Below are 26,088 nucleotides of genomic sequence, written 5' to 3'. Positions count from 1 at the left end.
AACAATTTAATCTGTATTACAATAGGGGCTCTCGTGGCCCCTATTTTATTTTTGGATGTTTCGCATGCGACGTAGTAAAGGATTTACGCTGGTCGAACTTATTACTGTTATTGTTGTGCTCGGCGTTCTGGCCGTTACTGCACTTCCACAGTTCATTAACTTTTCTAGTGACGCAGAAAAAAGTCGCCTTAAAGGGCTTGAGGCTTCGTTGAAAGCTGCTCTCGATATCACCTACAGCAAAGCCGCAGTTCAAGGTCTGGAAAGTGCAGACTCTGCCTGTCTTGGCGGTAAGTTTGATGAGACAAGCGTCAGTTGCCCGGACGGAGGCACACTAATTTTCTATGGTTACCCTGCGGCGAAAGAAAGTGTTCTTAACCAGGTCGTTGAATTGAGTGACTGGGCTGTTTCCGAAGTTGGGATAGGTAATGTTGTCGGAATAGCAGCGACTGAGGATGATCTCATGCAGTGTTATGTGACCTATTCAGCCGCCACCTCTGTCAGCGAACCTCAAATTCGGGTTTATGCCGATAATTGTTAAGTGAAAATGGTTCACAAAACTGATTAGCAGGAAGTGCACTCTAAAGGTTGTGGGTAAAAACGCATCGAGACATCAGGGTGCGAACGCTTTCTGCCTTTCATTACATTCTCGCCCACATTATTTAGTAATGGATTATTCGGGTCGCTGGTTGGCCCTTTTGCTTGTTTAGCTAAATGAGGTGGCAGATTTAGCACGGGCACTGACGCATCAAGCTGTGCGGCCATGAAAAAAGCAGAAGAGTATCGGGTCACTCCTTTTTTAGGACTGGTCACACGGTGGTTGGTCGCTTTTAAATAGCCGTTAGATGCCAGCTCCAGTAGCTCACCAATATTGACGACAAAGGCTCCGGGACGGGGGGCGACTTTATACCACTGTTGCTCAAATTCCACTTCCAGCCCGCTGTTTTCGTCCTGCATGACTAATGTCAGGTAGCCGGGGTCTTTATGTGCGCCCACCCCTTGCTCGGAACCTTCTGAAGTTCCCGGGTACTTTATGAGCTTAGTGTGGCGATAGGGCCCTTTGCGAACCGTCTCTGAAAGGGCATCAGAAGGTTGCTCCAGGCTTTCGCAGAGCGCTTCTAACAATTGCAGCGACACTTCGGTGAGTTTGTCCTGCCAGCTGAGAAGCTGGGGTTTCATTTCCGGCAATTGTTTTGGCCATTGGTTAGGGCCAATCAGCTTCTGCCATTCATGATGAATGTCTGCATCTGAAAAAGCCGTCAGCTCATCCATAATATCGAACTGCTCCCGGCGGTCGCGACGACCAGCGGTCAACTCGGAATAGTTTGCAGAATATCCGCGGAAATGGGGTGAGTGAATCATCTGAATCTCTTTCTTCGCGGTATTACTAAGCGCGAAAAATGATTTAGCAGTATCCAGTACCTTTACTTGCTCTGTCAGTGAAATACCGTGATCTTCCAGGTAGAAGAAGCCAACCTCGCGTGCTGCCTTACCGATCTCAGCAATAAACTCCTGGCGATGAGAGGCACTAGAGTAAAGTTTTCGCATAGATAAAACGGGTACTGGGTTTTGCATAACGGACTCAACTGGTTATTTCTGCGGCTGAGTTTACGCTGACTGATAGCGGCAACTGAAGAATCAAAAAGTTCTATGGTAGACGGGTTGGCTATATCAACAATATGAACGGATGCCGCTACTTATTCCTGGTATTGCTCGACCAGTACCTGCTGCCTGTGTAAAATCTTTGGGTCTTTAATTAACCAGTGAGATATTCAGAATGGGTCGCGCCTATCAAAACCGAAAAGAGTCTATGGCTAAAACCGCCAATGCAAAAAGCAAAGTTTACAGCCGCTACGGCCGTGAAATTTATGTTTGTGCGAAGCAAGGCGGTACCGATCCGGACGGTAATCTGGCACTACGAGGTCTGATAGACCGGGCAAAGAAAGACCAGGTACCTGCGCATGTTATTGAAAAAGCTATTGATAAGGCTCAGGGCGGCGCTGGCGAAGATTTTTCTCCTGCACGCTATGAAGGTTATGGCCCGGGAAACTGCATGGTCATAGTTGATTGCCTGACCGATAACCCGAACCGAACCTTTGGCGATGTGCGTAACTGTTTTACCAAAAGTAAGTCAAAAATCGGTGCTCAGGGCAGTGTTGCTCACTCCTTTGATCATTGTGCAATTTTTGCTTTTAAGCACGACAGTGAAGATGAAGTACTTGAAGCCTTAATGGAAGCTGACGTTGACGTTACCGATGTTGAGTATGAGGAAGGGCTGGTTACAGTATTTGCACCTCATACAGAATATGCTGCTGCTCGTCAGGCCTTAACCGGCGCTTTCCCAGAGGTTGATTTTGAGGCTGATGAAATTCAGTTCCTGCCACAGGTAACCACCAGTATCAGTGAAGATGACCAGCCAATGTTTGAGCGTTTAATGGATATGCTCAACGACCTGGATGATGTTCAAAACATTTACCATAACGCAGAACAATAAATTGATGCAGATCAATTCAGTTAAGCAATAAACCTTATAAGCTTTATGGGTATTCATTAACAAGGAGTTACCCATGAAGCTTAAAGCATTGTCTTGTGGTGTATTGTTAGGGTTGTTAAGCACTTCTGCTTTAGCAAATGATTTTTCAATTAATGTTGGTGCTATCTCCGTCATGCCGGATGACAGTAGCAGTAACCTTAATGTTGTTGAAACCGTAGCGGGTCTGCCAGAGAACTCGACCGGTGTCGGCGTTAACACCAATACGCAATTGGGTTTAACTTTTGATTACGCATTAACAAACAACTGGACGGTAGAGCTGGTTGCAGCAACACCTTTTAGCCACGATATTACTGCAACAGGCGCACTAGCCGGACTGAAAGTAGGTAAAACAAAACATTTACCGCCCACCTTGCTGGCGCAGTATCACTTTGACCTGAACAACGACATGTTCAAACCTTTCGTTGGTGTCGGTGTTAACTACACGGCGTTTTTCGACGAGCAGATAGACCCTCAGCTGCGTTCAACTTTAGGTGATCTTGGCGTTGTGACTGCTGACGATTCCGTTTCACTGGCGCTTAAAAACAGCTGGGGCTATGCCTTGCAGGCTGGTGTCAATGTGGAACTGACTAAAGACTGGGGCCTGCATTTTATGGTCAGTCGCATGGACATTGATACAACGGGTGACGTGCGAGTTAACGATACAACCATTCAAAGCGTTGACGTTGATATTGACCCTTATGTTGCTATGGCCGGTATTCGTTATTCCTTCTAGAGCCTTTGCGTCGCCCACCTACAGGGCGGCGCCTTTTTTAAAGCGAAGGGCAAAACTTGTCTTTTAATAGCTTCATAAAAGCTTCGGTGTCCGGGTCTTTTATTGAGTAGTAGACGGTTTGAGATTCTTTTCGAATGGTGACCAGCTTTTGCTCCCGAAGCACCGCCAGGTGCTGTGAAAAAGCGGATGCACTTAAATCAAAATGCTGGTGCAACTCACCCACACTTTGTTCTCCTAATGCCAACCGGCATAAAATTTGTAAGCGGTGAGGGTTGCCTAAAGAGCGCAGAAAGTTTGCGGCGTTCTGCGCTTCTTCCTGAAGCATCTCTTGTGATTCAGTTGCACTCATGGTGTCTTTATTTTCCTGCTTTTTCTAACTCTCGCTCAGTTTTTAATCCTAAAGCTTTTTTCATAAAAATGCTTGCCGGACAAAAGCCAGTGAAAGACTGTTGAAATAGGTTGGCGCCAACAAATACGGTTAGCCATACCCAATTGGGATGAACCCAATAAGTTAAGGCTACGGATAACAATATCATAAAGCCGGCAAATGCAGTTAAAGCTCTTTCGACGCTCATTATAAAACTCCTTTACTTGATATTAAAACGCGTACCTGACTCGCAGGTAAGCATTTTTGTTTTCAGTAAACTGTCCGAAAAAGGTATTCGGACGTTCGCGGAAAAACAGGTTAAAACCACCGCTGAAAGACCAATTGTCGTCAATGCGGTAGTCAAATGTGGGGCGCAAGTAGCCGTCGCTTTGATTCGGCGACACAAAAGCAAACAGCGACAGGTTCAGGTCATCGCGTTCATCGCGCCAGGTTAAGCGGGTGGTGAATACGGTGCGTGTTTGAGTGTCGCCTTTCTCAATGTAGGCCTGAAAGCCGCCGGTAAATCGTGTCCACAGCTCTTGTTCATAGCCAACCAGTGCGCGCCAGTGATCATCTGCATTATGACGGTTATAATTGGCGACTTCGGTATTCATCAGTCCCGGCCCAAGAGGCATTCGAACGGACGCACCAACCACGGTTAAGCGGCCGAAGGTGGGCTGAAAGTTTTCAGTAACGGCTTCGGGGCTTTTGGTGAAGCCGTCGTAACCATAGACAGCGTATTCCACACCATCGTAGTTACGAAACAGACGCATTGCGAACTCGTCGCGCGTAGGTTCTATAAACTGAATAGCGGGGTCGTCACCGGTTAATTGCCCTGTGAGTGGGTTAAAATAGGAAATTCGCTCACCACGAACGTAGTTATCGTGATCAAACTCCGGCGTCCAGACAAAATCAACGTTAAACCAATCAAAATAGCTGGTCACCCTAAGCGCGTCAGAAGGCGCTTTTAAGTATTCCTGGTCACGCCCAACAAAGAAGGACTGCCAGTCTTTCGGGAACAGGTCGTTAAGGAATAAATAGTCGCCGGTGCCCCAGGTGAGTACCTGACGGCCAACTTTTATATCGGTATTATCGAAAACCGTGAACTGGGCATTCAGTTCGCGAATTTGGCCATGCCAGGTTTCATCGAAACCGTCGTACCAGCCGTCGGCTTTCGCGGTCCAGGTAATGTCCTGCCAACGCTCGTCGAAACCAAGCTGTAGTCGAGGCTCGGCAATAGACAAACGCTTGTGATAGGGGGAGGGTTCGAGCCGTCCGCCTATTGCCGCCTCAACGAAACCATAGACATTAATTCCCTGATCTTGTTCCGTTCCCCAACCAGAGTCCCATTGCTCATCGTCCCAGGAGTCCTGTGCCGATGCGGCTTGAGCCAAAGTGAAAAGAACGGTAAACGTTAAAAATTTCCGGTATGACATAGTTAGTCTCTCAGTTGTAACCATTCTGCAGGTGGGTTACGTAAGCTACGCTCGCTGAAAATGCTGTCCGGCAAACCGATGTTGTACTTCATAAAGCGAAACTGCATTTCTGTTTGTCCGCCATTGGTTAAGTCCGACATGCGTGAATGAGTCACGGTTGGGTAGCCTTGAACCGTTTCGATTTTCAGTACTTCCATTTTTCGGTAGGCTTCGCCGCTGTCGTTATAGAAGGTGCTTTCAACCGGCAGCATGTGTTCTTTATCAATAACTACTTCGTAGTAGCTGAACTCAACGTTGCCAGGGTCTTTAGCTGTGCCTTTTAACACGTAACTGTCTTTGTTTTCAGAAATCAGTTCGTAACTATCCAGCTCAGTATTACGGCCGGAAACGTCTTCATAGAAAAAGTGCGAACCCACAAAAGAGGTGCGCTTATCGCCGGCAGATATGCGTTTCACCAAATCGAGATTAGGTAAATACAACCAGCGGTCATCTTCGTCGTTGACTTGTTTGACCACACGGAACACCGTGTCGCGCACGTCAGCAGGGCGTGAGAAAAATATCATCATGTCTTGTACGCCACCATCTTGTTGGTCTTTACGCAAAATGGTGAACTGCCGCATTTGTTGGCGACCCTGATTATCGGTAATAATCATCCGCGCTGCACTGCGCCCATCATCGCCGGAATAATAGGCGTTTAATTCAGCTTGCTCGACAATTTCACGCGCGCTTTTCTCAGCACCAATGGCCTGGCCGCTAATAAATAAAACGGCGGCGGATAAAGCGGTTAAAAATAGGGTTTTCATGATTGACCTCCACGGAATATAAGGCGGCTAAATGCAGTCATCACCGCCGGGAGCATAATAAGTGTCACTATGGCCGATATCGCCATAATGCTGGCTAAGAACACACCCACCGTGATGTACGGGACTAATGGTGCGAACAGCAGTGGCGTAAAACCAATGGCAATGACAATGGCATTGCGGGAAATGGCACGTGCAGGTTCGTCAAACATAACCGCTAAAGTGCATTTCCAGTTACCGGTTTGTTTGAAGGTAGCGCGCGTACGTTCAATAAAGTGAATGGCAAAGTCCACTGACAGCCCAAGCGTCAGCGATGACAGCACGGCAATGGGCATATCGTAGTCCTTACCGACCCAGCCGATAAGGCCATAAATAAAGGCAATGGTCAGACTCAGTGGTAACATCGCCAGTACCCCGAAGACTATCGAGCGGAACAGTAGCACCATCATAATGAACACCACCACAAAGGCGCTGATTAAGCTGTCCAGCATGCCTTCGACCATGGCTTCCTGCCACACTACGTTAAGATAAGCTTTACCGGCCCAGTCCATTTCAATGTTAGCAGGCAGTGGGTTGTCTTCAATGTAGCTGTCAACAGTGTTGACGACCTGGGTTACGTGCTGGTTGTCACCGCTGGTTAACTGAAACCACATTAAGCTGCGTTTGTAGTCCGGCGTCACAAAGTGCCAGAGGTCCTGCGGACGGTGCGACGACTGATACTGCAACAGGGTTTGCGCAACGCCGTTGGCATTGTCTGGCAGCTCGTAGTCTTCTTCTTCGCCCGAGCGTAATTCACGGTTCACCGTCTTAACCACGTCGGACAGACTGTTTGACTTGCCCACCAAGCCTGTCGTTTGCAAGTACGCTTGCAGCTTGCTCATGTAAGCCAGTAATTCCGGACTCTGGAACGCTTTGCTGGCGCTATTCAGCTGTTCGAGCTCAGTCATTAGGTGCTCTAACGGCTCTAATTGGTCAGAACCGACGCTGAAGAGCAGATCATCAATTGCGATAATCCACTGGTTAAAGTTCACTTGCTGTTGTTTAAGCAGAGCATTTAAAGCATCCCGCGATTCTTCAGACAGCGCGTTGTTATTCAGGGCGTCACGAACCGCTGAACGAGCTTTTTCGGTCGCATCTAGGGTATTTTCAAATACTACATACGCGTTGTACGTCCCGGCAAAGTGGTCGTTTAATACTTCGTCAGCAATACGAACCTCGTGGTCAGGTTTAAACCAACGCACCGGGTTGTCGTTAATGTTAATTTGCTGAATACCGAACCAGGCAAAAGCCAAAACTGCCAGGAAAAAGGCTATCCATAGTTTAGCGTGGCGAGCAGCGACAGCGCCCAGCTTTTGAAGCCAGCCATCCTTGTGTTCTTCATGAGTGGCTTTAGCAAAGCCTTCTAACGTTGATGGCTTCAACGCACAAATATAGGCCGGCACGAAAATCACGGTAATTAAGAAGGCCAGTAAAATACCGGAACCAACAAAAGCACCAAATACCTGCACCGGTGGAATAGGTGTCAGCATTAATGAATAAAAACCAATCGCTGAGGTGACAGATGTGAACAACATTGGTCTGAATAAGTGCCCAAGGACGTTCTTAATCGTGTCTTTTGCGTTACTTTTTTCACGGTATCGGTCCGAAAACTCCGACATAATATGCACTGAGTCGACCACGGCAATGGGCATCAGGAAAATGGCTATCATTGATGACATAATGTGTACAGTGAAGCCCAAAGCAATAAGAGCACCCATGGTAATCAGCACGGTCGACATAGCGACTATCATGGCAGCACTTATAAAGCGCATATTGCGGAAGAAGAACCAAAGCAGCGCGAAAATAACAGCGGCAGCTAATGGCGCCGAGATACCCATTTGCACAAACATTTCATACCCAAACTGGTCTTCAGCCACCGGCAAACCGGTAATATGCCAGTCGTCGTTGCTCTCTAAGGTATTGATTTTGTCACGCAGTTGCTCCGCCAGCGCATAGCTCTCGTCTTTACTTTCAATAGGCACATAAATAGCGGCGGCTTTGTTATCGCCCGAGACAATGGTGTTATAAAGCAGTGGAAGGTCTTCAACCTGCTGTTGAATGTAGCGAGCTTCAGCGTCATTTTCCGGAGGTTGCTTCATCATCCATTCAAAACGAATGGTGCCGGGCTCTTTTTGAGTAATATTGTCGACGTTAGCAAGTGACATTAGATCGTCACTGATAACTCCGTTCAGTGACTCCGCGTAATTCGACATGGTATGCAGGTCGGTTAAAGTCTTTTGGTTGTAGACGGTGTTCTCATTCACTACGCCAACGACAATCATGTCATGCATAGCAAAAGTTTCTTTGACCTCATTATGGAAAACACGCTGCGGGTTATCGTCCGGCAGCATATTCTCCGGATCGGTATCAATGGTAATAGAGGGGATGAAGGCAGCAACGGCAATAGTGATCAGCGTCAACAACCAAAAGACACTTCTGCGGTAACCTGTCGCCAATTTCATAATGACATCGATCATATAAATTCCGAATTTACTAATTTAGATAAATACGAAATATAGTCGATAATTTCTGATTTGTCATCTATCTTGATTAAAAAATAACAGGGCGAACCCTATGACCACTCCCCATATTTCGGCTAAGGCCGGCGATTTTGCAGAGCTTTGCTTGTTTCCAGGTGACCCTTTGCGGGCAAAACATATTGCTGAAACGCATTTAGATAACGCTGAACTCATAAGTGACACTCGAAATATGCTGGCATTCACCGGTCAATTTCGTGGCACGCCGGTTTCCGTTATGGGGTCTGGCATGGGTATGCCGTCCTGCACGCTTTATGCGCAGGAGTTATTTCAGCACTTCGGAGTAGAGCGGCTGGTTCGGGTGGGCAGTTGCGGTGCGGTATCGCCAGAACTTAATTTACGAGACTTAGTGGTAGCTCAGGGAGCTTGTACCGACTCGGCGATGAACCGGCAGCTGTTCGGTGGTTACGACTTTGCTCCCATTGCAGATTATAAGTTGTTGAGTGAATTTGTCGGCTATTGTCAGAAAAAAAATCAGCCGGTGGCGGTGGGGAATGTCTTTTCAACCGACAGCTTTTATCACCCTGACAAAAAGCTGGAATGCCGACTGGAGGCTATGAATGTGCTGGCGTTAGATATGGAAGCTGCTGCATTGTACGCCATTGCCGCTATACACAAGAAACAGGCGTTAGCCGTTATGACAGTCTCCGATGAAATAAGAACGGGTAATGGTTTATCGGCGAATGAAAGGCAGACGGCTTTTAGTGAAATGACAGAGATGACTCTGGAGAGCTTGCTGGTTTATTGATCCTGATCAAGTAAAAGCTACCTAATAAGTAATAACCCTATATTTCATGTGACTAATGCCGATGAATAGGCAAAATAGCCCGTTTGTGGTTGCAGATTTTGCCTGTAGTGGAGTGGTTATGAAGTGGCTCGATTGGTTAACTCGCCCTGTCCAGAAGTTGTTTAATTTATTAAGCTTTCGACGAAAATTCAGTTTAATCGGCTTTTTATTGTTTATTCCGGTTATTGTACTCAGTTCACTGATGGTAACTGACTCCTTAAATAAGAGTCAGCAAGTGGCAGACAAACAAATGGCAGCCCAGTACTGGCCTGAGTTCAGAGGGTTACTGGAGCATGTTGCTAAGCACCGGGGAATGACCGAGAGCGATGCGCAAAAGCGTGAGTTTTCCGGAGAAATAAACCGCTCTGTGCAAGCCATTAATAGTCACTTCGATAAGCTTGAGGCGTTACAAAGCCAGCAGGCGTTTTTCTCCACACGGGCGTTGTCCCAACTTCGGCGTCAATGGCAAAGTCTTAACGGTTCTACCGGCCAGTTTAAGCAGCACACTCAGCTATTGAAAGATCTCCAAAACCTTTTAGCAAAACTTAGTGCCGGCTCGCAACAGCTGTTGGAGAACGAGCTGGCCAGCCTTCTGCTGGCACGTCTTGCGGTTGAAGAACTGCCGCAGTTAGTTGAGCAGAGCGGGCGCTTAAGGGGGCTCGGAGCGCAGTGGTTAAACGGCCAGGAAAGCAAAGAGCTGCAGCAAGATATCACCACAATAACCTACGTACTGGAAAACCAGGTTTCGAACTTTGTTGAGGCGGTTAAGAATCTATCCGATGAAACCAATGAAATTGGGTTGCTGAAACAGGCGGAAGCGGCCGAGCAACAATTAACACTATTTAGTGAGACGGCATCGCGTAGGCTGCTGAAGAGACAAATGTCAGCCGGGGACTTTTTCCGTGAAGGCACTGCGGCAATTGGCGCCTTGTTTGGTTTTTATGACAGTGTTATTCCAGCGTATCAGTCCAGATTAGAACAGCGGGCTGCAAAGCTAGACACCGTAGTCTGGACCAATATTGCCTTAATGTTGGGTGTGCTGCTATTGCAGCTATTGCTTTTTACCAGCCTGTACTTAGGCATTTATCGCGCTGTGTCAGCCAACATTCGTATGGCAAAACAGTTAGCTAATGGCGATCTAAACAGCTTAGGCACAACAGAGGGCAAAGATGAACTGTCGAAAATAACTCATTACTTAAACTCTGTCGCCATAGAAACCAGCTATTCAGTCGATGCCATCCGAAAATCGAGTGACGGTATGGACAGCCTGGGTGATGGAAACTATCAGGCCATAAAAGAACTTGCCGAGCGCGCTAAAGCTCAGGCGACGCAAATGCAAAGTGCAGCCGCGGCGGTGGAACAAATGACAGCCGCAATTAGTGAGGTATCTGAGTCAACGCAAAAGGCGGCTACTGAAGCTGACAACACCTTAGTGTCAGCGCAAAACGGTCAGCAGGTTGTTAATACCATGGTCGTGGCTATTCAAAAGCTTGAGCAGGAAGTATCTGAGTCTCAACAAGTGATAAAAACCCTGTCGGAAGACAGCCAGGCTATCTCTAAAATACTACTGACCATTAATGATATTGCCGATCAGACTAATTTGCTGGCGCTGAATGCGGCAATTGAAGCCGCCCGGGCGGGCGAGTCGGGTCGCGGCTTCGCTGTGGTGGCGGACGAAGTCAGGCAACTGGCGCAGCGCGTGCAGGCATCAACGGGTGAAATACAAAATGTGATTGGCCGGCTTGAAACCAACACCAGCAACGCGGTTCATTCTATGGAGCGCAACAAGACTCTGGCTGGCGAGAATGTTGAGCAGGCAAATAAAGCGTCAAACTCGCTGACTGACATTGTTGAAAACGTCGGTGTTATTAATGACCTGAATATTCAGATAGCGTCCGCAGCCGAAGAGCAGTCGGCGGTTACTATGAACATTCAGGAGAATATTAATTCGCTGTCAGAAAGTGCCCGAATTGTGGATGCGCGGTCGCAGGAGGCATTAGAGAGCTCGGCGCAATTAACCACCTTAGGCGGCGAGATAAAATCTCTTGGCGACCGCTATTACATTGAGAAAGACGTGATAGAGCAGCGTCTTGCGGAGCAGGACGTACTCATTGAATGGTCGTCGAAACTGGATGTAGGCATTGAAGAAATTAACCGTCAGCACCAGCGCTTAATTTACATTGCTAATGAGCTTTACCGCTTGAAGCTTCGCGATGGCGACCAGCATGCATTGCAGCGCTTGGTGGACTCGCTAATTAACTACACGGCAACGCACTTTAACTACGAAGAGTTGTTAATGGAGCGTAATGGCTACCCGGACTTAGAAAATCATAAGCTTAAACACCGCGACTTAGTGCAGGACGTAATGCGCTTCAAACACCGGGTTGATAACCACGAAGACGTGATTGATGAACTACTGGACTTCGTAAAAGCCTGGTTAATGAATCACATTATGAAGAGTGATATGGCTTACAAAGGACACCTTAACAGTAAAGGTATCCGCTAAATATTACAGCCCCAGGCTAATAACCGGGGCTTTTTCACTTTCTTGTCGCTGAGTAAAGTCATCTTTACCGGAAAGATTGCGCCAGTTGGCTGCGACCAGGCTTTGTCCGGTGGCACCACCCAGGCTATTGCCAGGCCCCAGCAGCAATAGCTTATCCGGCGCAAATTCTCTTAAGGCGACTGTAATGGCTTTGGTGTAGTCGTAATATTCGGTTACCTGATGCCCAAAAGTATAGCGTTGCAGGGCGTCCAAATGGCAGCCGGGCGGCTCCCAGATAACACCACGGCCGTCTATCAGTGGCAGTTCAGGCTGTCTGAAATGACTGCTGTCCCACACGGAAAGAGCCTGATCTGACGCCTCTTTCATTAACGGCGAATGAAATGCCGCATGGCCGGGTAAAATCATAGGGAAGCGGTTATCAACAGGCTCCAGGGTTTTGCTGGCAGCGTTAATCGCATTCTGTGTACCTGCCAGCAGAACATAGCCGCCGTAACGAATGGATAAAAACAGCTCTCCCGCGTGTTGTTCTAACAGTTGACTGACGGCCTTTTCACGAGCTTTGTCCGGTTGCCACTGCTCGTTCATAATGGGGTAAATAAGCTGCGCACCCTCGGCTGTGGCAGTTCGCTTTGCCATGTCGGTGACAATAGACATCGCTTTTTCCGGCTGCCATGCACCGGCACAGGCCAAGGCGGTATACCAACCCATAGAGTTTCCGGTTACGGCGACTATGTCATACTGCTCCGGGTCAACCGCTTTGAAGTCGGCGTAACCGGCGGCAAAAATTAAGGCTGCGGAATTTTCCGGTTTTAAATGTAGGCGGTGATCGAACTTATCTTTCTGGTCCAGCTCCGAAATGCCGGTAAAACCTTCGTTTTCGCGGACTTTATCTAACCGGCTAATGAGTTCGCTTTGCTTTGGCAAATGGCGCTCAGTGATAGAGCCTAATTCAGGTTTGTTGTAACCACCACGACCGGGGCAGACGATAACGGCAGTTTGTTTCATTGGCCTAAATGCTCCTGTAAATACTGGCGAATGTCTTCTTTTCCCGGCAGAACCTTATAGGCGGCTGAACCCAGAGGAATAAAGCTGTCTTTGGCGGTAATGCGGTCAACACGTCGCCAGTCACGGCGGTGTTCGTACAGAGCCGTTATCAGCTCTTCACTTAGCGAACCGCGGTTACGACACTCATCGACAACCAGAACATGGTTAGCAGAGCCAATAGCCTCTACGACCTTTTCAATATCCAGCGGTACTAAGTAGCGTAAATCAAGAATGCGGATGCGTTTCTCAAGACCGAGTTCGCTGCAGGCTTGCCGGCTTAAGTAGTAACCATTGCCATAGGTGATAATGACCAGCTCGTCGCCGTCGCCATAACGGGAGGGCTCACCTAAAGCTGGCAGTGGTGCGTCAGCTGATGGAAACTCATGCAGCCAGCCTTGATCGCCTTCTTCAAGCAAGTCGCGAGTCATATAAAGCGCAATAGGCTCAAGAAAAATGACTAAGCGCTTCTGGCAGTGAGCAAGCTGAACCGCTTGCCTCATCATGAGTACCGCGTCGTGCCCATTCGACGGACACATAACGATAACCCCCGGAATATCGCGGAATACGGCGAAGGAATTGTCGTTATGGAAATGGCCGCCGAAGCCTTTCTGGTAGGCCAGGCCAGCAATACGAATGACCATACCGTTGTGGTACTGGCCATTAGAGAAAAAGGGAAGAGTTGCGGCTTCGCCCCGAATTTGGTCTTCGGCATTATGTACGTAAGCCAGGAACTGAATTTCCGGTATGGGAAGAAAGCCCTGTTGCGCCATGCCCATGGCTAAGCCAAGAATGCTCTGCTCATCCAGTAAGGTATTTACGACACGGTTAGCACCAAAATGATCAAAAAGGTGGTGAGTCACATGGTACACCCCGCCTTTTTTGCCGACATCTTCACCAAAAACCACGGTGTTCTGGTATCTCGCCAGTATTTCGTGCAGCGCCCAGTTAATCATTTTTCCTAAGGGCTGGGGCTTCCTAAAGTTACGCTTATCAAACGCGAATACCGCCTGTTGCTGAGTGCTGGTTAGTGGCTGAGTATCGTCGGCCAGTGTTTTTGGCACAATGGAAGCCATGACCGACTCCGCGCACTCGAGTCTGGGCCGGGTGGAGGCTTCAGCCCCCACCCGCTGAATACGCTGCAACCAGCACTGCGCTTTTTCCGAAAGTTGAGAGCCGCTGCAAAGGCCCCGTTCGACCACTTGTGCTGCGGTTTGTAACAACACATCGGTTTCAAAGCCTTGTGCAATTGATTCACTGCTGCGGTAGGCAACTTCAGCATCGGCACCGGCATGCCCAAAGAAGCGCTGAGTTTTCAAATGCAGAATCGCGGGTTTTCGCGTGCGCCTTATATAGTCGGCTGCCTGACCGGCAACAGCGCAGGTTTCACTGACATTAGCGCCGTCTGCATAGTAGTAACGTATTGCCGGGTAATTCTGAAGCTGCTGAGCGGTCCATCCTCGGGGTGTTGAGGTAGAAATGCCAATACCGTTGTCTTCACACACGTAGAGAATGGGCATCGGCATGCCCTGATAAGCACTCCAGCCGGTGGCATTGAGAGCCCCTACTGCCGTAGAGTGGTTTGCTGAGGCGTCGCCAAAGTTACAAAGCACAATGGCATCATCCGGCCACTGGCCGGCTTGCTTTAAGCGTTTACTGAGTCCAATGGCGTAGGCGGTACCCATGGCTTTGGGTAAGTGCGAAGCAATGGTCGAAGTTTGCGGTGGTATATTAAGCGCCAGGCTGCCCAGAACTTTGTGGCGGCCGCCGGATATCGGATCGTCACTGGAGGCACAAAAAGACAACATGAGGTCGTACAAAGAGTGCGAACCTTCAAGTTGTTTGGCGCGCTGTAAGAAAAAAGCGCCGCTGCGATAGTGCAGAAAAGCCGGATCAGTGACCCGCAACGCCGCTGCAATAGCGGCGTTGCCTTCGTGTCCGGCGCTGCCAATGGTGTAAAAGCTTTTGCCCTGACGCTGCAGGCGTCGCGATTCGATATCGGTGAAGCGACTCAGAACCTGACTGTGAAAAAGCGCAAATAAGTCAGTATCGCTCAAGTTCGAGTGCTGCGATTGAGGCGCAGGCAAGTCTTCCTGCGCCAGTCGCTCAATAAAGTCCTGTTGCCAGCCCTCAATATCGCAACGCATGATAAGCCTCGTTATTAAAACGCAGGAATGTCGGTCTGTGAACGACCCAGAATTAACGCATGAATATCGTGTGTACCTTCGTAAGTATTCACCGCTTCTAAATTCATCACATGGCGAATAACGTGATACTCATCGGCAATACCGTTGCCGCCGTGCATGTCGCGCGCCTGACGGGCAATATCCAGTGCCTTACCACAGCTGTTACGTTTAATGAGCGAAATAGCTATGGGGTTAAGCGTGCCGTTATCGAGCTCGCGTCCGGCTTGCAGGCAGCCTAATAAACCCAGGCTGATTTCAGTCTGCATGTCAGCCAGTTTTTTCTGTATCAGCTGGTTTGCTGCTAACGGGCGGCCAAACTGACTGCGTTCCAGCGTATATTGTCGTGCTGCGTGCCAGCAGAATTCAGCCGCACCAAGTGAACCCCAGGCAATGCCATAGCGCGCTTTATTGAGACAGCTAAATGGACCTTTTAAGCCCTTAACTTCAGGGAAAATATGGTCTTCTGATACTTCAACGCCATCCATAACAATTTCGCCGGTAATAGACGCACGTAGCGAGAATTTACCGTCAATTTTTGGGGCACTCAGGCCTTTCATACCTTTTTCCAGTACAAAACCGCGAATTTCGCCGTCAAGTTTTGCCCAGACCACAAAAACATCAGCGATAGGCGAGTTCGTTATCCACATTTTAGAGCCGGACAGCACATAACCGTTGTCGGTGCGCTTAGCTGTGGTACGCATGCTGGCCGGGTCTGAACCGGAATCGGGCTCGGTCAGGCCAAAGCAACCCACCCATTCACCGCTGGCTAATTTAGGTAAGTATTTTTTGCGCTGCGCCTCGGTACCAAAGGTGTAAATAGGGTGCATCACCAACGATGACTGTACACTCATGGCACTGCGATAGCCGCTGTCGACACGCTCAATTTCACGGGCAATAAGGCCGTAGCTGACATGGTTAACACCGCTGCCGCCGTATTCTTCCGGTAAGGTGGCGCCTAGTAGTCCCATCTCACCCAGCTCGTTCATAATCTGGCGATCAAAGTTCTCATTGCGGTTGGCATCCAGCACGCGGGGCATCAGCTTTTCCTGAGCGTACTGATGAGCACTTTCCTGAATCATTTTCTCTTCATCGGACAAAGCGTTTTGCCAGTTGAGGGGATCGGACCAATTAAAACCAGCGGATGACATGTAACCTCCTAAAGTAGCGTTATGCGACGCGGCGCTCTAAGGCGTTTAAATTGTTTATGGTCAGAATAGACTGCTTCGTATCGATAAGGGACTCTTCCTTTAACGATGTAAAAATACGGCTGACGGTCTCAACGGCTAAGCCTAAATAGTTGGCTATGTCGGTGCGCGTCATTGGCAGTCGATATTCGTTGCGTGAAAGACCATGTTGATGCATGTGCGTGCTGATTGAAAGCAAAAAAGCGATGACTTTTTGTTCAGCACTGGTATTCACTATGTTTAAGTAGTGTTTGCTGCAATTGGCTAAACGGCGGCTCATTAGCTGCAAAAGGTTGTTTTCAACTTTGGGCAGCTCCTGCGCGAACAGTTTATTCAACTTAATCTCGCATAGCATGGAGGTCTCTAAGGTTTCGCAATAAGTTGCGGCTTTACCGTTGGCTAATGCCTCAAGGCCTACAATATCGCCCACCAGGTGGAAGCTGGTAATCTGCTGCTTACCATTACTGTCAATGGTATAGCATTTGACCGATCCGCTTTTAATTGCAAACACCGAATTTAACGGGCGGTCCTCGCTGAAAACCACGCTGCGTTTATTATAAAGATGCGGTTCGCGGCTGCTTTTATCGAGAATCTCGACGTCGCTTGGAACCAGGCCAGCGGGGACGCAAATCGATTGCATGCTGCATTGGCTACATTGAATTGGGGTACGCATAGTCATCTCATCTACCGAATTATTGATCTGGTTCACTATACAAAACCCTCCGAATGATTTATCTACCTCTAAAGAGAGGGGGGTATTTACCCCTTTGCTTGTAGAATATCGACCGCTTCAACCGGGCAGACGACATAACAGTTAGGCGTGTCGTAATAACCCTCGCATTCGACGCACTTGTCCTGATTTACTTCGTAAATGCTGTCGCCCATCGAAATCGCTTCGGTCGGACACTCGGGCTCACAAATATCGCAGTTAATACAACCCTCATTAATGACAATCATGCTACTTTCCTCACTGCTGCTTCTTTTATGAGAAAACAATAGGGAATGTCCTGTTCGTCTATGGCGACAGGTGTTTGAATTTTGACCTGATAACCAGATCCCGGCGCGCGAATCATGACTTCATCTTTAAGTGACTCCATACGTGCCAGCTGAAATGGGTAGTTGCCTTTCGGAGTCATCAGTAGCAAGTCATCGCCAATAGAGAAGCCATTTTTTACCGCGACCTCATAGACAGAGTTGCTGTTTGCCGCCCCAGTTAGCTGACCTACCAGAATATGTTCGCCTTCGCTGTGTGAACGTTCGTAGTTTTGTAAGTCCTGTGGGGTGTGACGCTGCAGAAAGCCCGGGGTAAACCCGCGGTTTGCCATACCGTTTAACTCATTAAGAAGCTCGGCATTAAAAGGCTTGCCGGCAACAGCGTCATCAATTGCGCGGCGATACACCTGAGCGGTTCTGGCTATGTAGTAGTCTGATTTGGTACGGCCTTCAATTTTTAGCGAGTGCACACCCATTTCGACTAAGTCATTGACATATTCCACGGCGCGCAGGTCTTTGGAGTTCATAATGTAGGAGCCGTGCTGATCTTCATCGAGCAACATTAAGTCTTTAGGACGCTTGGGGTCACCAAGCAATACCGGCTCGTACTGACCTACCGCGTTCTCTTTGGCTTCGTGAACTTCGTAGCCCCAGCGGCAGGCATTGGTGCAGGCGCCCTGATTTGGGTCGCGCTTGTTCATATAACCGGACAGCAGACAGCGTCCGGAGTAGGCCATACACAAAGCGCCATGCACAAAGACTTCAACTTCAATGTCCGGTACCTGTTGGCGCATTTCCGCAATTTCTTTTAAGCCCAGCTCGCGCGACAAAATAACGCGTTCAATACCTTGTTGCTGCCAGAACTTCAGCGCTGCCCAGTTAATGGTGTTGGCCTGCACCGATAAGTGCAGGGGCTGCTCAGGGAAGTTTTCCTGCAGCAGCATCACCACTCCGGGGTCGGAAACAATTAAGGCATCCGGTTTCATTTCGACAATAGCGCGAATGTGTTCAACAAACCTTGCCAATTTCGCATTATGTGGGGCAATGTTGACTACCACATAAAAGCGCTTTCCCTGTTGGTGCGCTTCGTCAATGCACTCACCCAAGTTATCCAGAGTGAAACTGTTATTGCGTACGCGCAGGCTGTAGCGGGGCTCTCCAGCGTAGACCGCATCCGCACCATAGGCAAAGGCCATACGCATGGCTTCCGGGCTACCGGCAGGGCAAAGCAATTCAGGGCGGAAATGAGCGGCTGACATAGAACACCTGTATGACCAAAGTGGCGGCAAAGATTAGCAGAAATTTCACCGGCAAAAATTGATGCACATCAAGGCTTATAGCGTACAAATACTCCCTAAGTGGTAGTCCACCCCTCCCTTCAAGGGAATTTCGCTCTATAGCTTGCTCTACTAAGCTGTGCACACTACGCCGAGCTACCGGCTCTAAGCTCTTTCATTAGGGTATGAACGGTATGCCGTGGCAATTCAGCCACCAGGGTGCTTTTGGAAACGAAAGTACCTCCCGAACTTGGAAAGGTGTGATATGCAACAATTACAAGATCGCTTCGCGCGCCGCTTTACCTATTTGCGCCTGTCATTGACTGAAAGCTGTAACTTTCGCTGTGACTATTGCCTTCCCGACGGCCCTGACTGCAGCTCCCGTAAGTATGAGATTACTTTGCCTGAAGTGCGCCGTCTGGTAACGGCTTTTGCCAAACTGGGCACCACCAAAATACGCTTAACCGGCGGTGAACCTTGCCTGCGTAAAGACCTGACGGAAATTATTGCTACCTGTAAGTCGGTTCCCGGCATTGAGAAAGTGGCTATGACCACCAATGGCTACCGCATGAAGCGCGACTTACCCGCCTGGCGTGACGCCGGTCTGGACGCAATTAATGTCAGTATCGACAGTCTGGATCCCAGTACTTTTCATCTGGTGACCGGGCAAAATAAACTTCCGGAAATTATCGAAGGTATCGACCAGGCGGTTGATATGGACTTTGCAACGGTCAAGGTCAATACCGTGCTGCTAAAGCAATACAATGGCGGTGAGCTGCCTGAGTTTCTCAAGTTTATTAAAGACCGCAATGTGGCGTTGCGATTCATTGAGCTAATGCGTACTACGGACAATACAGAATACTATCAACGCCATCATGTCAGTGGAGAAAGCATAAAACAGCAGCTTGAGTCCGAAGGCTGGTCGCTTACGTCAAGAGCGGACAACGCTGGCCCTGCGCAGGAGTTTACGCACCCTGACTACAAAGGGAAAATGGGGCTTATTATGCCTTACAGCAAAGACTTCTGTGACGACTGTAACCGGCTGCGGGTTTCCAGCCTGGGTCAGCTGTTCTTATGCCTGTTTACCGAACAGCATCAGGATATTCGCAAGTACTTACAAAGCGATGATCCGGAACCGCTGATGAACGCACTGCGTGACAATATTATGCTGAAAGAAGCGACTCACGGCTTGCACGAGGGTAACAGCGGAGCAACGCGCCATCTGGCGATGATTGGTGGCTAACATGGTCGGCTCTAACCTAAGTGCTTCTTTCAGCAGCATACTGCTGGCTGGCGGGCGTTCTTCCCGTATGGGTAAGGACAAGGCTTTACTGCGTTTTGGTTCTGAGAACCTACTGGATTATATGCAGGCAAAGTTATCTGAGCTTGGCTGCCACGATATTATTGTCAGCCGCAATCAGCCAGGGTTTGTATCGGACACTATCCCGGACCAGGGGCCTCTATCAGGCTTGCATGCCTGTCTGCCGCATTGCCAATTTACTAAAGTACTGGTGGTACCGGTAGACATGCCGGCATTGACGGCTGAAACTTTGTTACCGCTGCTCAATAACCAGGCTTCAGCGAGTTACTATCAGGATTGTGCTCTACCTTGCGTGTTGACCAACAGCAAGGAGCTTCAGACGGATATTGAACAGCAGTTGTCGGGCCCCAATGGTCGGCGATCAGTTTTTGCACTGCTGCAACGATTTAACGCGCAAGCCTTGTCCTGCCAGAACGAATCACAACTGGTGAATACCAATACCCCGGAACAATGGTCGCAACTCTGTCAAATTCACGGCCAGACTCAGGAGTGGATGCATGAAAGCTAATAAATCCTTTAAGCCATTAAACATTGCTGTGGTGACTTTTTCAGATAAACGCACCCGGGCGGACGACAGCACCGGCGACCTGCTGCAGAAGCTCATGGAAAACGACGGCCACAAGGTCTTGGAACGCGAAGTACTCAGTCACGACAAATACCAGATTAGAGCATTGGTCAGTCAGTGGATAGCGCGTGAAGATATTCAAGTTGTGGTGACCAATGGCGGCACCGGTTTCGCGCTGGATAACGTCACTCAGGAGGCACTAATGCCGCTACTGGACAGTCATATTGATGGCTTTGGTGAGTTATTCAGGCAACTGTCTTTTGCTGATATCGGTACCTCCAGCGTTCAGTCACGGGCGTTTGCCGGATTAGCAAACCGTACCTTAGTTGCTGCGGTACCGGGCTCCGGCGGCGCTGCACAGCTGGCCTGGGACAGCTTGCTGGGCCCACAGCTGGATTCACGTCAGGGCCCCTGTAATTTCGTCGGCCATCTGTCATAAGGAAAACACATGAGTGAATTAACCCATCTGAATCAGCACGGCGAAGCCCATATGGTGGATGTTGCTGATAAAGCCACCACTACGCGCATAGCGGTGGCTCAAAGCAGGCTGCGTAGCCGCACAGACGTGATTGAGCTGCTGGAAGCCGCCGCGGCTAAAAAAGGCGATGTTCTGGCCACAGCACGCATTGCCGGCATTATGGCTGCAAAAAAATGCAGCGAGCTGATTCCTCTTTGCCACCCGCTAGCCCTAACCAAAGTCACTATCGACTTCGAACTTGACCATGAAAAAGGCGAAGTTCGCATTCAGAGTCTCTGCAAGGTAACCGGTAGCACAGGTGTGGAAATGGAAGCTTTGACGGCGGCATCGGTCGCTGCCTTAACGGTGTACGACATGTGCAAAGCGGTTGATCCGGCCATGGTCATAACCGACACCTGTCTGCTTGAGAAAGAAGGTGGCAAACGAGGTCACTGGACACGAGGAGGTACGCCGTTGTGATCACCGTAAAATTTTTTGCTGTACTACGAGAACGGTTAGGGTTAGCAGAAACGCAGGTGGATACTGACGTCAGTACAGTTCAAGATCTGGTTCAGGTATTAAAACAACAGTCTGAGCGCTACGCTAAAGAGCTGGATCGCTATCAGTTGCTGTGTGCGGTTAATCAAAACTTATTGCCGTTAACAACGGAAGTTAAAGACGGTGATGAAGTGGCGCTGTTCCCGCCGGTTACCGGTGGTTAGGAGTTACTCATGAGTATCAGCGTTCGGGTTCAGCAAGAAGACTTTGATTTAACCACAGAATATCAACGCCTCGCACAGAATAAGCAGTGCGGTGCGGTTGTGACTTTTACGGGGTTGGTGCGGGACTCGGTTGAGGGTGGTTTACGCGGTCTTGAGCTTGAGCATTATCCGGGAATGACCGAAAAGGCGTTAACCGATATTGTTGAAGAGGCTCAGAAACGCTGGGACCTGCATGGAGTGACGGTTATCCATCGGGTAGGTTATCTGGCGCTGAATGAACAAATTGTTATGGTGGCCGTTGCCAGTGGCCATCGGCAGGCAGCTTTCTCGGCTGCCAGCTTTATTATGGATTACTTAAAAACACAGGCGCCTTTCTGGAAGAAAGAACATACAGAAGAAGGCGAGCACTGGGTAGAAGCAAAGCAAAGTGATCAGCAAGCGGCAGAGCAGTGGAGTCAGCAGTAGTGAAGCTTTGGAGTTTGTTGTTATTGCTTTTTTCATCGTCGGTATGGGCTACAGACTTAACCATAGCGGCAGCATCCAGCTACCGGTCTTTGTTGACCGAGCTGGCAGATGAGTTTGAGCAGCGCGAGAATGTTTCTGTACGCTTGGTTTTCGGCTCCTCCGGCAAGCTGGCTACTCAAATTCAGCACGGTGCGCCGTACGACCTCTATTTTTCGGCCGACGTTAGCTACCTTCAGCATCTGCAAACATCGGGCTATTTAAGCGGAAAAATTATCACCGATGGCTATGGGCAACTGGTGTTGTGGAGCGCGAAAGCGGGTTTACTGCCTGAGTCGATTGAACAGTTGAGCGAGATGAAATCCGTTACTCTGGCGATTGCTCAGCCGCGTCATGCTCCTTTTGGCAAGGCGGCTATGCGCGTTTTAGAGAACCACCAGCTTGCTGATGCGGTTGAGGGGCAGTTGGTTTACGCAGAAAATGTTGCTCAGGCAGCGCAAATGGCCTTGTCAGGTGCAGCCGATATGGCCTTTGTTGCGGTCTCCGTTCTGCCATTTGAGGCTCGCGACGACAATCAGTTGCTAGTATTGCCTCTGAGTGACGAGCGCTTATTAAAGCAGTCACATGCGGTGTTAAAGCGCGCTGATGATTTGAACTTAGCAATACAGTTCAGTCAGTTTACACAGAGAGAGGAGTTTAACCCTCTTAAACGTAAGCATGGGTTAATGCCGGGTAACAGAGCGGGGGCCAGCAATGAGTAGCACAGACTGGCAAGCGGTAGTACTGACATTGCAGTTAGGCGCTTACAGCACGCTTATTCTGTTACTGCTGGCGACGCCTATTGCCTGGTGGCTGGCGAATCAGCGCAGCTGGCTGGCGGCTCCGGTTCAGGCGGTGGTGGCCTTACCGTTAGTGCTACCGCCAACAGTACTCGGTTTTTACCTACTCATTTGGTTGGGTCCGAACGGTTTTATTGGCTCCACGTTGGAGTTCTGGGGGCTGAACCATTTGGCGTTTAGCTTCGAAGGCATTCTTATTGGTTCGGTTATTTATTCCTTACCCTTTGCGGTGCAGCCACTGGTGGAGTCTTTTCGGCAACTGGGTAAAGAGCAACTGGATGTTGCAGCAACTCTGGGTGCCGGCTGGTGGCGTCGCTTCTGGACCATTGTATTGCCCTCTTGTCAGGGCGGGTTCCTCATTGCGGCAACTCTGAGCTTTGCCCATACCTTAGGCGAGTTTGGTGTCATTTTAATGCTTGGTGGCAGTATACCGGGAGAAACCCAGGTTTTGTCGGTGCTTATTTACGACCATGCCGAAGCCATGAACTACGGCGCGGCTGAGCGGTTGTCGCTGGGTCTGTTGTTATTTGCCTTTACCGTACTGGTCTCAGTTTATGCCTGGCAGAGGCGCGCTCAGCGTGGAGGGCGGTTATGTTAACGGTCAATATAGAACAACAACAGGGCGACTTCTGTCTGCAGTTGGCGCACAGTTTTGCCGATGACCGTGTGACCGCCATTTTTGGCCCGTCGGGCTGCGGTAAAAGTACTTTATTACGAGCTATCGCCGGATTAACTCCGGGTCTGAAAGGCAGTGTCCGCTGGCGGGATGCACTCTGGCATTCGCGCAAACCGCGCATGAAAACGGAGCAACGTGGACTGGCACTGGTATTTCAACAGGCTCACTTGTTTACCACTATGTCGGTCGAAAATAACCTAAGATACGGCATGCCGAAAAACGTCAGTGACAGTGAATTGGCTATCGGCTTTGCTGAGGTCGTTGATATGTTGTCACTTAGAGAGCTGCTGCAGCGTAAGCCGGGCCAGCTTTCCGGAGGGCAGCAGCAGCGCGTAGCCATTGGCAGGGCATTGTTGTCACAGCCACAGTTATTATTACTCGATGAGCCCATGAATGGTCTGGATGCAACCGCGAAAAAACAAATTCTTACCGATTTACGACGAATACAGAATCGCTTCCGGTTACCTATGTTGCTGGTGTCGCATCATGTTGAGGAAGTGGTGCAGCTGGCCGACGACGTAGTAATCATGGCGGATGGGAAGCTCGTCTCCAGCGGTACTTTGCAGACCCAGATCGATTCTCTGGCCGGCCACAGCGAAGGGCCGCTGTCGGTGTTATCGGTAACGCCACCGAACCAAACGGCCGGGCGTGTTAATGCCACCGATGAACTGCTTGCATGGCAATTGGCGGAGCAGCAACTCTGGCTACCGGTCAATGCCGCTGTCGATGTGACAGGTGTGAGCGAGGCAAAAACACGCGCGGCGGGGCGGCTACTTGTCTGGGCGAGAGACGTCAGTATTGCGACAGGATATTTACCTAATACCTCACTGACGAACCAGGTCGTCGCGCGTATTATCGACTTTGAACCTGCGAAGCATGTTGCTGAGACCGTTGTTGTTTTAACCGTTGGTGACCAGATACTCCGGGCATTGGTAACCAATGCCTCGGTTAAACGTCTGAACTTACAGTTGCAACAACAGGTTTATGTATCATTTAAAGCAGCCGCTATGCATTAAGAAAGCGATAAGCAAAGCGGTTCAGTCTTTCAGTTCTGGTATTGGCTGCCAGCTCAACCTCAATAAAAGACACTTTCTTTGTCTGCATTAACGCCTGCTGAACGGCGTCTTCAAGTTGTGCACTTTGGCTGACGCGATAATAGTCACAGTTCATGCTCTGACTTAACTGCTGATAGTCCCAGCCATTGAGATTGGTGCATTCAAGTTGAGGTGCAAAAGCCTGGATCATGTCCCAGCAACGGTTATTAAAGAGCACAATAATTGGGGCATAATCATGTCGTTGAAAATGTCCAAGCTCCAGTCCGGTCATCAGGAAAGCGCCATCGCCTACCAACACCATGGGCCGCATGCCCGTAGCGGCCTGAATACCATAGGCTGCGGGTATGGAGTAGCCCATCGAGGCATAGTAGGCGGGGGCCAGACAAAGACTGGGTTCGGCCTGTAACGAGGCAAACAGGCAATCGCCGACATCGGTCACAAAAGGAACCACCTGCTCACTGCGTGCCAGTTGCTGATGAATGGTGCGCATCACGTTGTCGGCATTAAAGGTATCATCAGGTATAGAGCAACTGCCGGTCGCGGCTATAGAGTAGTGGTAGTCTGGGAGGTTACCTTGCTCTAACTTGCGGAATAGCTTATCCAGCTGCACATGGTGGTAAGCACTTTTTTCTATCTGACAGTGGTTCTGCTGAATATCCACCAGCTTCTCATTATTAAAGAGTGGATTATGGGCGGCAAAGTTACTGTCTGTGCGGATAACCCCCACCGCCAGAATTAAGTCGGTCTGCTCCAGTAACTGGTAGGCCCGGGTATCAGCATCATCAAGAAATACGCCGGCAAAGTTAGGGTGTGTATGATCAACCACCGCGCGTCCGAGAAAGGTGGTGATAATTGGAATGCCGGTTTTCTTACTGAAGTTCTCCAGTTCAGCAGAGGCGTTAAAGCGGCGCACATCGATACCTGCCAGAATTACGGGGTTTTTTGCTTTTTCCAGACGTTTTTTTAGCTGTGAGGTCAGGCTGGACAGCTCTGTATCTGGCATTTCCGGTACGGCTAAGGCCTGAGGTGGTTCAACGGGGTAATCGTAAGCATCCCGCGCAACTTCAATTAATACCGGGCGAGAATACTTACGGCAGGCAGCTAGCGCTTTTTGCAGTTGTTCGGTAGCCGTTAGCGGTGAATTTATTCGCACCTGACAGCAGGTGACTTGTTCATAAATAAGGCGCTGCGAGTCAACCTGCTTGGCCTGGTGATGAATGCTTAACCCACGATCAATTTCTTTTTGCGCCGGAAAGCCTGCAACGATAATGAGCGGAACGTGCTCTTCATAGGCTTGAGCAACGGAATTCACTGCATTGAGTGCACCAGCACCATAGGTGAGAAACACCGCCGATGGCCGGTTACAAATACGGGCCGCAGCATCTGCGCAGAAGGTAATAGCTGGCTCATGGCTCAGGTGATGAAAAGGCATGCGCTGGCGACTTTGAATGTCTGCCAGTAGCGGCAGAATAAAGTCGCCCGGAATGCCGAACAGTTCGTTTATGCCAAGTTCTTCAAATTGCTCTAATAGTACGTCTGTAAATTTCATGGACACCCTCCCGGAAGGAACAGTGT

The 26,088-nt window shown here is 49.4% G+C and carries 27 protein-coding genes and 1 riboswitch; of the genes, 14 read left to right on the top strand and 13 right to left on the bottom strand.

The genetic code is table 11. The annotated features are described in order from the left end of the window. Nucleotides 1-64: 64 nt before the first annotated feature. The gene (locus ACP7FG_RS05355) at nt 65-538 is read left to right on the top strand and encodes a type II secretion system protein (RefSeq protein ID WP_222236199.1); all 474 of its coding nucleotides are present in this window, start codon (nt 65-67) and stop codon (nt 536-538) included. A gap of 23 nt (nt 539-561) precedes the next feature. On the opposite strand, the gene ACP7FG_RS05350 is transcribed toward ACP7FG_RS05355, so the two are convergent. Further along, entirely contained in the window at nt 562-1,572 is a 1,011-nt protein-coding gene (locus ACP7FG_RS05350; protein WP_222236200.1) for an isopenicillin N synthase family dioxygenase, read from the bottom strand. Nucleotides 1,573-1,774: 202 nt separating this feature from the next. On the opposite strand from ACP7FG_RS05350, the gene ACP7FG_RS05345 reads away from it, so the two are divergent. Both ACP7FG_RS05345 and ACP7FG_RS05340 read left to right on the top strand, forming a co-directional pair. Continuing rightward, nucleotides 1,775-2,491 (top strand): YebC/PmpR family DNA-binding transcriptional regulator, encoded by a 717-nt coding sequence (locus ACP7FG_RS05345; RefSeq protein WP_054488713.1) that lies wholly within the window; start codon nt 1,775-1,777, stop codon nt 2,489-2,491. Nucleotides 2,492-2,564: 73 nt separating this feature from the next. After that, on the top strand, nt 2,565-3,263 hold the full coding sequence (locus ACP7FG_RS05340; protein ID WP_224797665.1) for an OmpW/AlkL family protein: 699 nt from the start codon (nt 2,565-2,567) through the stop codon (nt 3,261-3,263). Nucleotides 3,264-3,300: 37 nt separating this feature from the next. Here ACP7FG_RS05340 and ACP7FG_RS05335 read toward each other — a convergent pair whose 3' ends face one another. Genes ACP7FG_RS05335 through ACP7FG_RS05315 form a run of 5 tightly spaced genes read right to left on the bottom strand, consistent with a single transcriptional unit; the run spans nt 3,301 to nt 8,382 of the window. After that, complete coding sequence (locus tag ACP7FG_RS05335; protein WP_054488709.1) at nt 3,301-3,612, bottom strand: ArsR/SmtB family transcription factor; 312 nt, start codon at nt 3,610-3,612, stop codon at nt 3,301-3,303. 7 nt (nt 3,613-3,619) lie between these two features. After that, complete coding sequence (locus ACP7FG_RS05330; RefSeq protein WP_054488707.1) at nt 3,620-3,838, bottom strand: YgaP family membrane protein; 219 nt, start codon at nt 3,836-3,838, stop codon at nt 3,620-3,622. A gap of 22 nt (nt 3,839-3,860) precedes the next feature. Continuing rightward, nucleotides 3,861-5,066, bottom strand: coding sequence for a hypothetical protein (locus ACP7FG_RS05325; RefSeq protein ID WP_439225761.1), 1,206 nt, complete (start codon nt 5,064-5,066; stop codon nt 3,861-3,863). Between the two features lie 2 nt (nt 5,067-5,068). Continuing rightward, complete coding sequence (locus tag ACP7FG_RS05320; RefSeq protein WP_439225760.1) at nt 5,069-5,869, bottom strand: outer membrane lipoprotein-sorting protein; 801 nt, start codon at nt 5,867-5,869, stop codon at nt 5,069-5,071. Further along, nucleotides 5,866-8,382 (bottom strand): efflux RND transporter permease subunit, encoded by a 2,517-nt coding sequence (locus tag ACP7FG_RS05315; RefSeq protein WP_439225759.1) that lies wholly within the window; start codon nt 8,380-8,382, stop codon nt 5,866-5,868. The genes ACP7FG_RS05320 and ACP7FG_RS05315 overlap by 4 nt, the downstream gene beginning before the upstream one ends. 97 nt (nt 8,383-8,479) lie before the next feature. On the opposite strand from ACP7FG_RS05315, the gene deoD reads away from it, so the two are divergent. Both deoD and ACP7FG_RS05305 read left to right on the top strand, forming a co-directional pair. After that, nucleotides 8,480-9,190 (top strand): purine-nucleoside phosphorylase, encoded by a 711-nt coding sequence (gene deoD, locus ACP7FG_RS05310; RefSeq protein WP_416511669.1) that lies wholly within the window; start codon nt 8,480-8,482, stop codon nt 9,188-9,190. Between the two features lie 118 nt (nt 9,191-9,308). Next, nucleotides 9,309-11,735, top strand: a complete 2,427-nt coding sequence (locus tag ACP7FG_RS05305; protein WP_439225758.1) for a bacteriohemerythrin — start codon at nt 9,309-9,311, stop codon at nt 11,733-11,735. A 3-nt stretch (nt 11,736-11,738) separates the two neighbouring features. Here ACP7FG_RS05305 and ACP7FG_RS05300 read toward each other — a convergent pair whose 3' ends face one another. The 6 genes from ACP7FG_RS05300 to trhP all read right to left on the bottom strand — a co-directional run bounded on the left by ACP7FG_RS05300 (nt 11,739) and on the right by trhP (nt 18,398). After that, nucleotides 11,739-12,740, bottom strand: coding sequence for a malonyl CoA-ACP transacylase (locus ACP7FG_RS05300; protein ID WP_224797670.1), 1,002 nt, complete (start codon nt 12,738-12,740; stop codon nt 11,739-11,741). After that, nucleotides 12,737-14,923 carry a thiamine pyrophosphate-dependent enzyme gene (locus tag ACP7FG_RS05295; RefSeq protein ID WP_439225757.1) on the bottom strand — a complete coding sequence of 729 codons (2,187 nt, stop codon included), beginning with the start codon at nt 14,921-14,923 and terminating at the stop codon, nt 12,737-12,739. Before ACP7FG_RS05295 ends, ACP7FG_RS05300 begins: the two co-directional genes overlap by 4 nt. A 14-nt stretch (nt 14,924-14,937) precedes the next feature. Continuing rightward, complete coding sequence (locus ACP7FG_RS05290) at nt 14,938-16,110, bottom strand: acyl-CoA dehydrogenase (RefSeq protein WP_222236219.1); 1,173 nt, start codon at nt 16,108-16,110, stop codon at nt 14,938-14,940. Nucleotides 16,111-16,129: 19 nt separating this feature from the next. Beyond that, a complete protein-coding gene (locus ACP7FG_RS05285; protein ID WP_224797672.1) occupies nt 16,130-16,786 on the bottom strand; it encodes a helix-turn-helix domain-containing protein in 657 nt (218 codons plus the stop codon). Between the two features lie 119 nt (nt 16,787-16,905). After that, nucleotides 16,906-17,103: a 4Fe-4S binding protein gene (locus ACP7FG_RS05280; RefSeq protein WP_224797673.1), complete on the bottom strand. Its 198-nt coding sequence runs from the start codon at nt 17,101-17,103 to the stop codon at nt 16,906-16,908. Further along, entirely contained in the window at nt 17,100-18,398 is a 1,299-nt protein-coding gene (gene trhP / locus ACP7FG_RS05275; protein ID WP_439225756.1) for a prephenate-dependent tRNA uridine(34) hydroxylase TrhP, read from the bottom strand. Before trhP ends, ACP7FG_RS05280 begins: the two co-directional genes overlap by 4 nt. Before the next feature lie 155 nt (nt 18,399-18,553). Further along, nucleotides 18,554-18,693, top strand: a riboswitch (molybdenum cofactor riboswitch). Between trhP and moaA the strand changes: the two genes are divergently transcribed. From moaA to modC, 9 genes are all read left to right on the top strand, one after another. Next, entirely contained in the window at nt 18,682-19,659 is a 978-nt protein-coding gene (gene moaA / locus ACP7FG_RS05270; protein ID WP_224797675.1) for a GTP 3',8-cyclase MoaA, read from the top strand. (Overlaps the previous riboswitch by 12 nt.) A gap of 1 nt (nt 19,660) precedes the next feature. Beyond that, nucleotides 19,661-20,245 carry a molybdenum cofactor guanylyltransferase gene (mobA, locus tag ACP7FG_RS05265; RefSeq protein ID WP_439225755.1) on the top strand — a complete coding sequence of 195 codons (585 nt, stop codon included), beginning with the start codon at nt 19,661-19,663 and terminating at the stop codon, nt 20,243-20,245. Continuing rightward, nucleotides 20,235-20,741, top strand: coding sequence for a molybdenum cofactor synthesis domain-containing protein (locus ACP7FG_RS05260; protein WP_224797676.1), 507 nt, complete (start codon nt 20,235-20,237; stop codon nt 20,739-20,741). The genes mobA and ACP7FG_RS05260 overlap by 11 nt, the downstream gene beginning before the upstream one ends. Nucleotides 20,742-20,750: 9 nt before the next feature. Further along, nucleotides 20,751-21,239 carry a cyclic pyranopterin monophosphate synthase MoaC gene (moaC, locus tag ACP7FG_RS05255; RefSeq protein ID WP_199494010.1) on the top strand — a complete coding sequence of 163 codons (489 nt, stop codon included), beginning with the start codon at nt 20,751-20,753 and terminating at the stop codon, nt 21,237-21,239. Continuing rightward, on the top strand, nt 21,236-21,481 hold the full coding sequence (moaD, locus tag ACP7FG_RS05250; protein ID WP_224797677.1) for a molybdopterin converting factor subunit 1: 246 nt from the start codon (nt 21,236-21,238) through the stop codon (nt 21,479-21,481). The genes moaC and moaD overlap by 4 nt, the downstream gene beginning before the upstream one ends. 9 nt (nt 21,482-21,490) lie before the next feature. Continuing rightward, a complete protein-coding gene (gene moaE / locus ACP7FG_RS05245) occupies nt 21,491-21,946 on the top strand; it encodes a molybdopterin synthase catalytic subunit MoaE (RefSeq protein ID WP_439225754.1) in 456 nt (151 codons plus the stop codon). Beyond that, a complete protein-coding gene (gene modA / locus ACP7FG_RS05240; protein WP_439225753.1) occupies nt 21,946-22,704 on the top strand; it encodes a molybdate ABC transporter substrate-binding protein in 759 nt (252 codons plus the stop codon). Before moaE ends, modA begins: the two co-directional genes overlap by 1 nt. Beyond that, a complete protein-coding gene (gene modB / locus ACP7FG_RS05235; protein ID WP_439225752.1) occupies nt 22,697-23,380 on the top strand; it encodes a molybdate ABC transporter permease subunit in 684 nt (227 codons plus the stop codon). Before modA ends, modB begins: the two co-directional genes overlap by 8 nt. Next, nucleotides 23,374-24,474 carry a molybdenum ABC transporter ATP-binding protein gene (modC, locus tag ACP7FG_RS05230; protein ID WP_439225751.1) on the top strand — a complete coding sequence of 367 codons (1,101 nt, stop codon included), beginning with the start codon at nt 23,374-23,376 and terminating at the stop codon, nt 24,472-24,474. Before modB ends, modC begins: the two co-directional genes overlap by 7 nt. On the opposite strand, the gene ACP7FG_RS05225 is transcribed toward modC, so the two are convergent. Beyond that, on the bottom strand, nt 24,464-26,062 hold the full coding sequence (locus ACP7FG_RS05225; RefSeq protein ID WP_439225750.1) for a thiamine pyrophosphate-binding protein: 1,599 nt from the start codon (nt 26,060-26,062) through the stop codon (nt 24,464-24,466). The two genes, modC and ACP7FG_RS05225, sit on opposite strands and share 11 nt — an antisense overlap. Nucleotides 26,063-26,088: the final 26 nt, after the last annotated feature.

Origin of the sequence: Idiomarina sp. ST10R2A5 (assembly GCF_051842325.1) — a bacterium.
GTDB lineage: Bacteria > Pseudomonadota > Gammaproteobacteria > Enterobacterales > Alteromonadaceae > Idiomarina > Idiomarina abyssalis.
The sequence above is the reverse complement of the archived record's forward strand: the minus strand, read 5'-3'. Positions and strand labels throughout refer to the sequence as shown.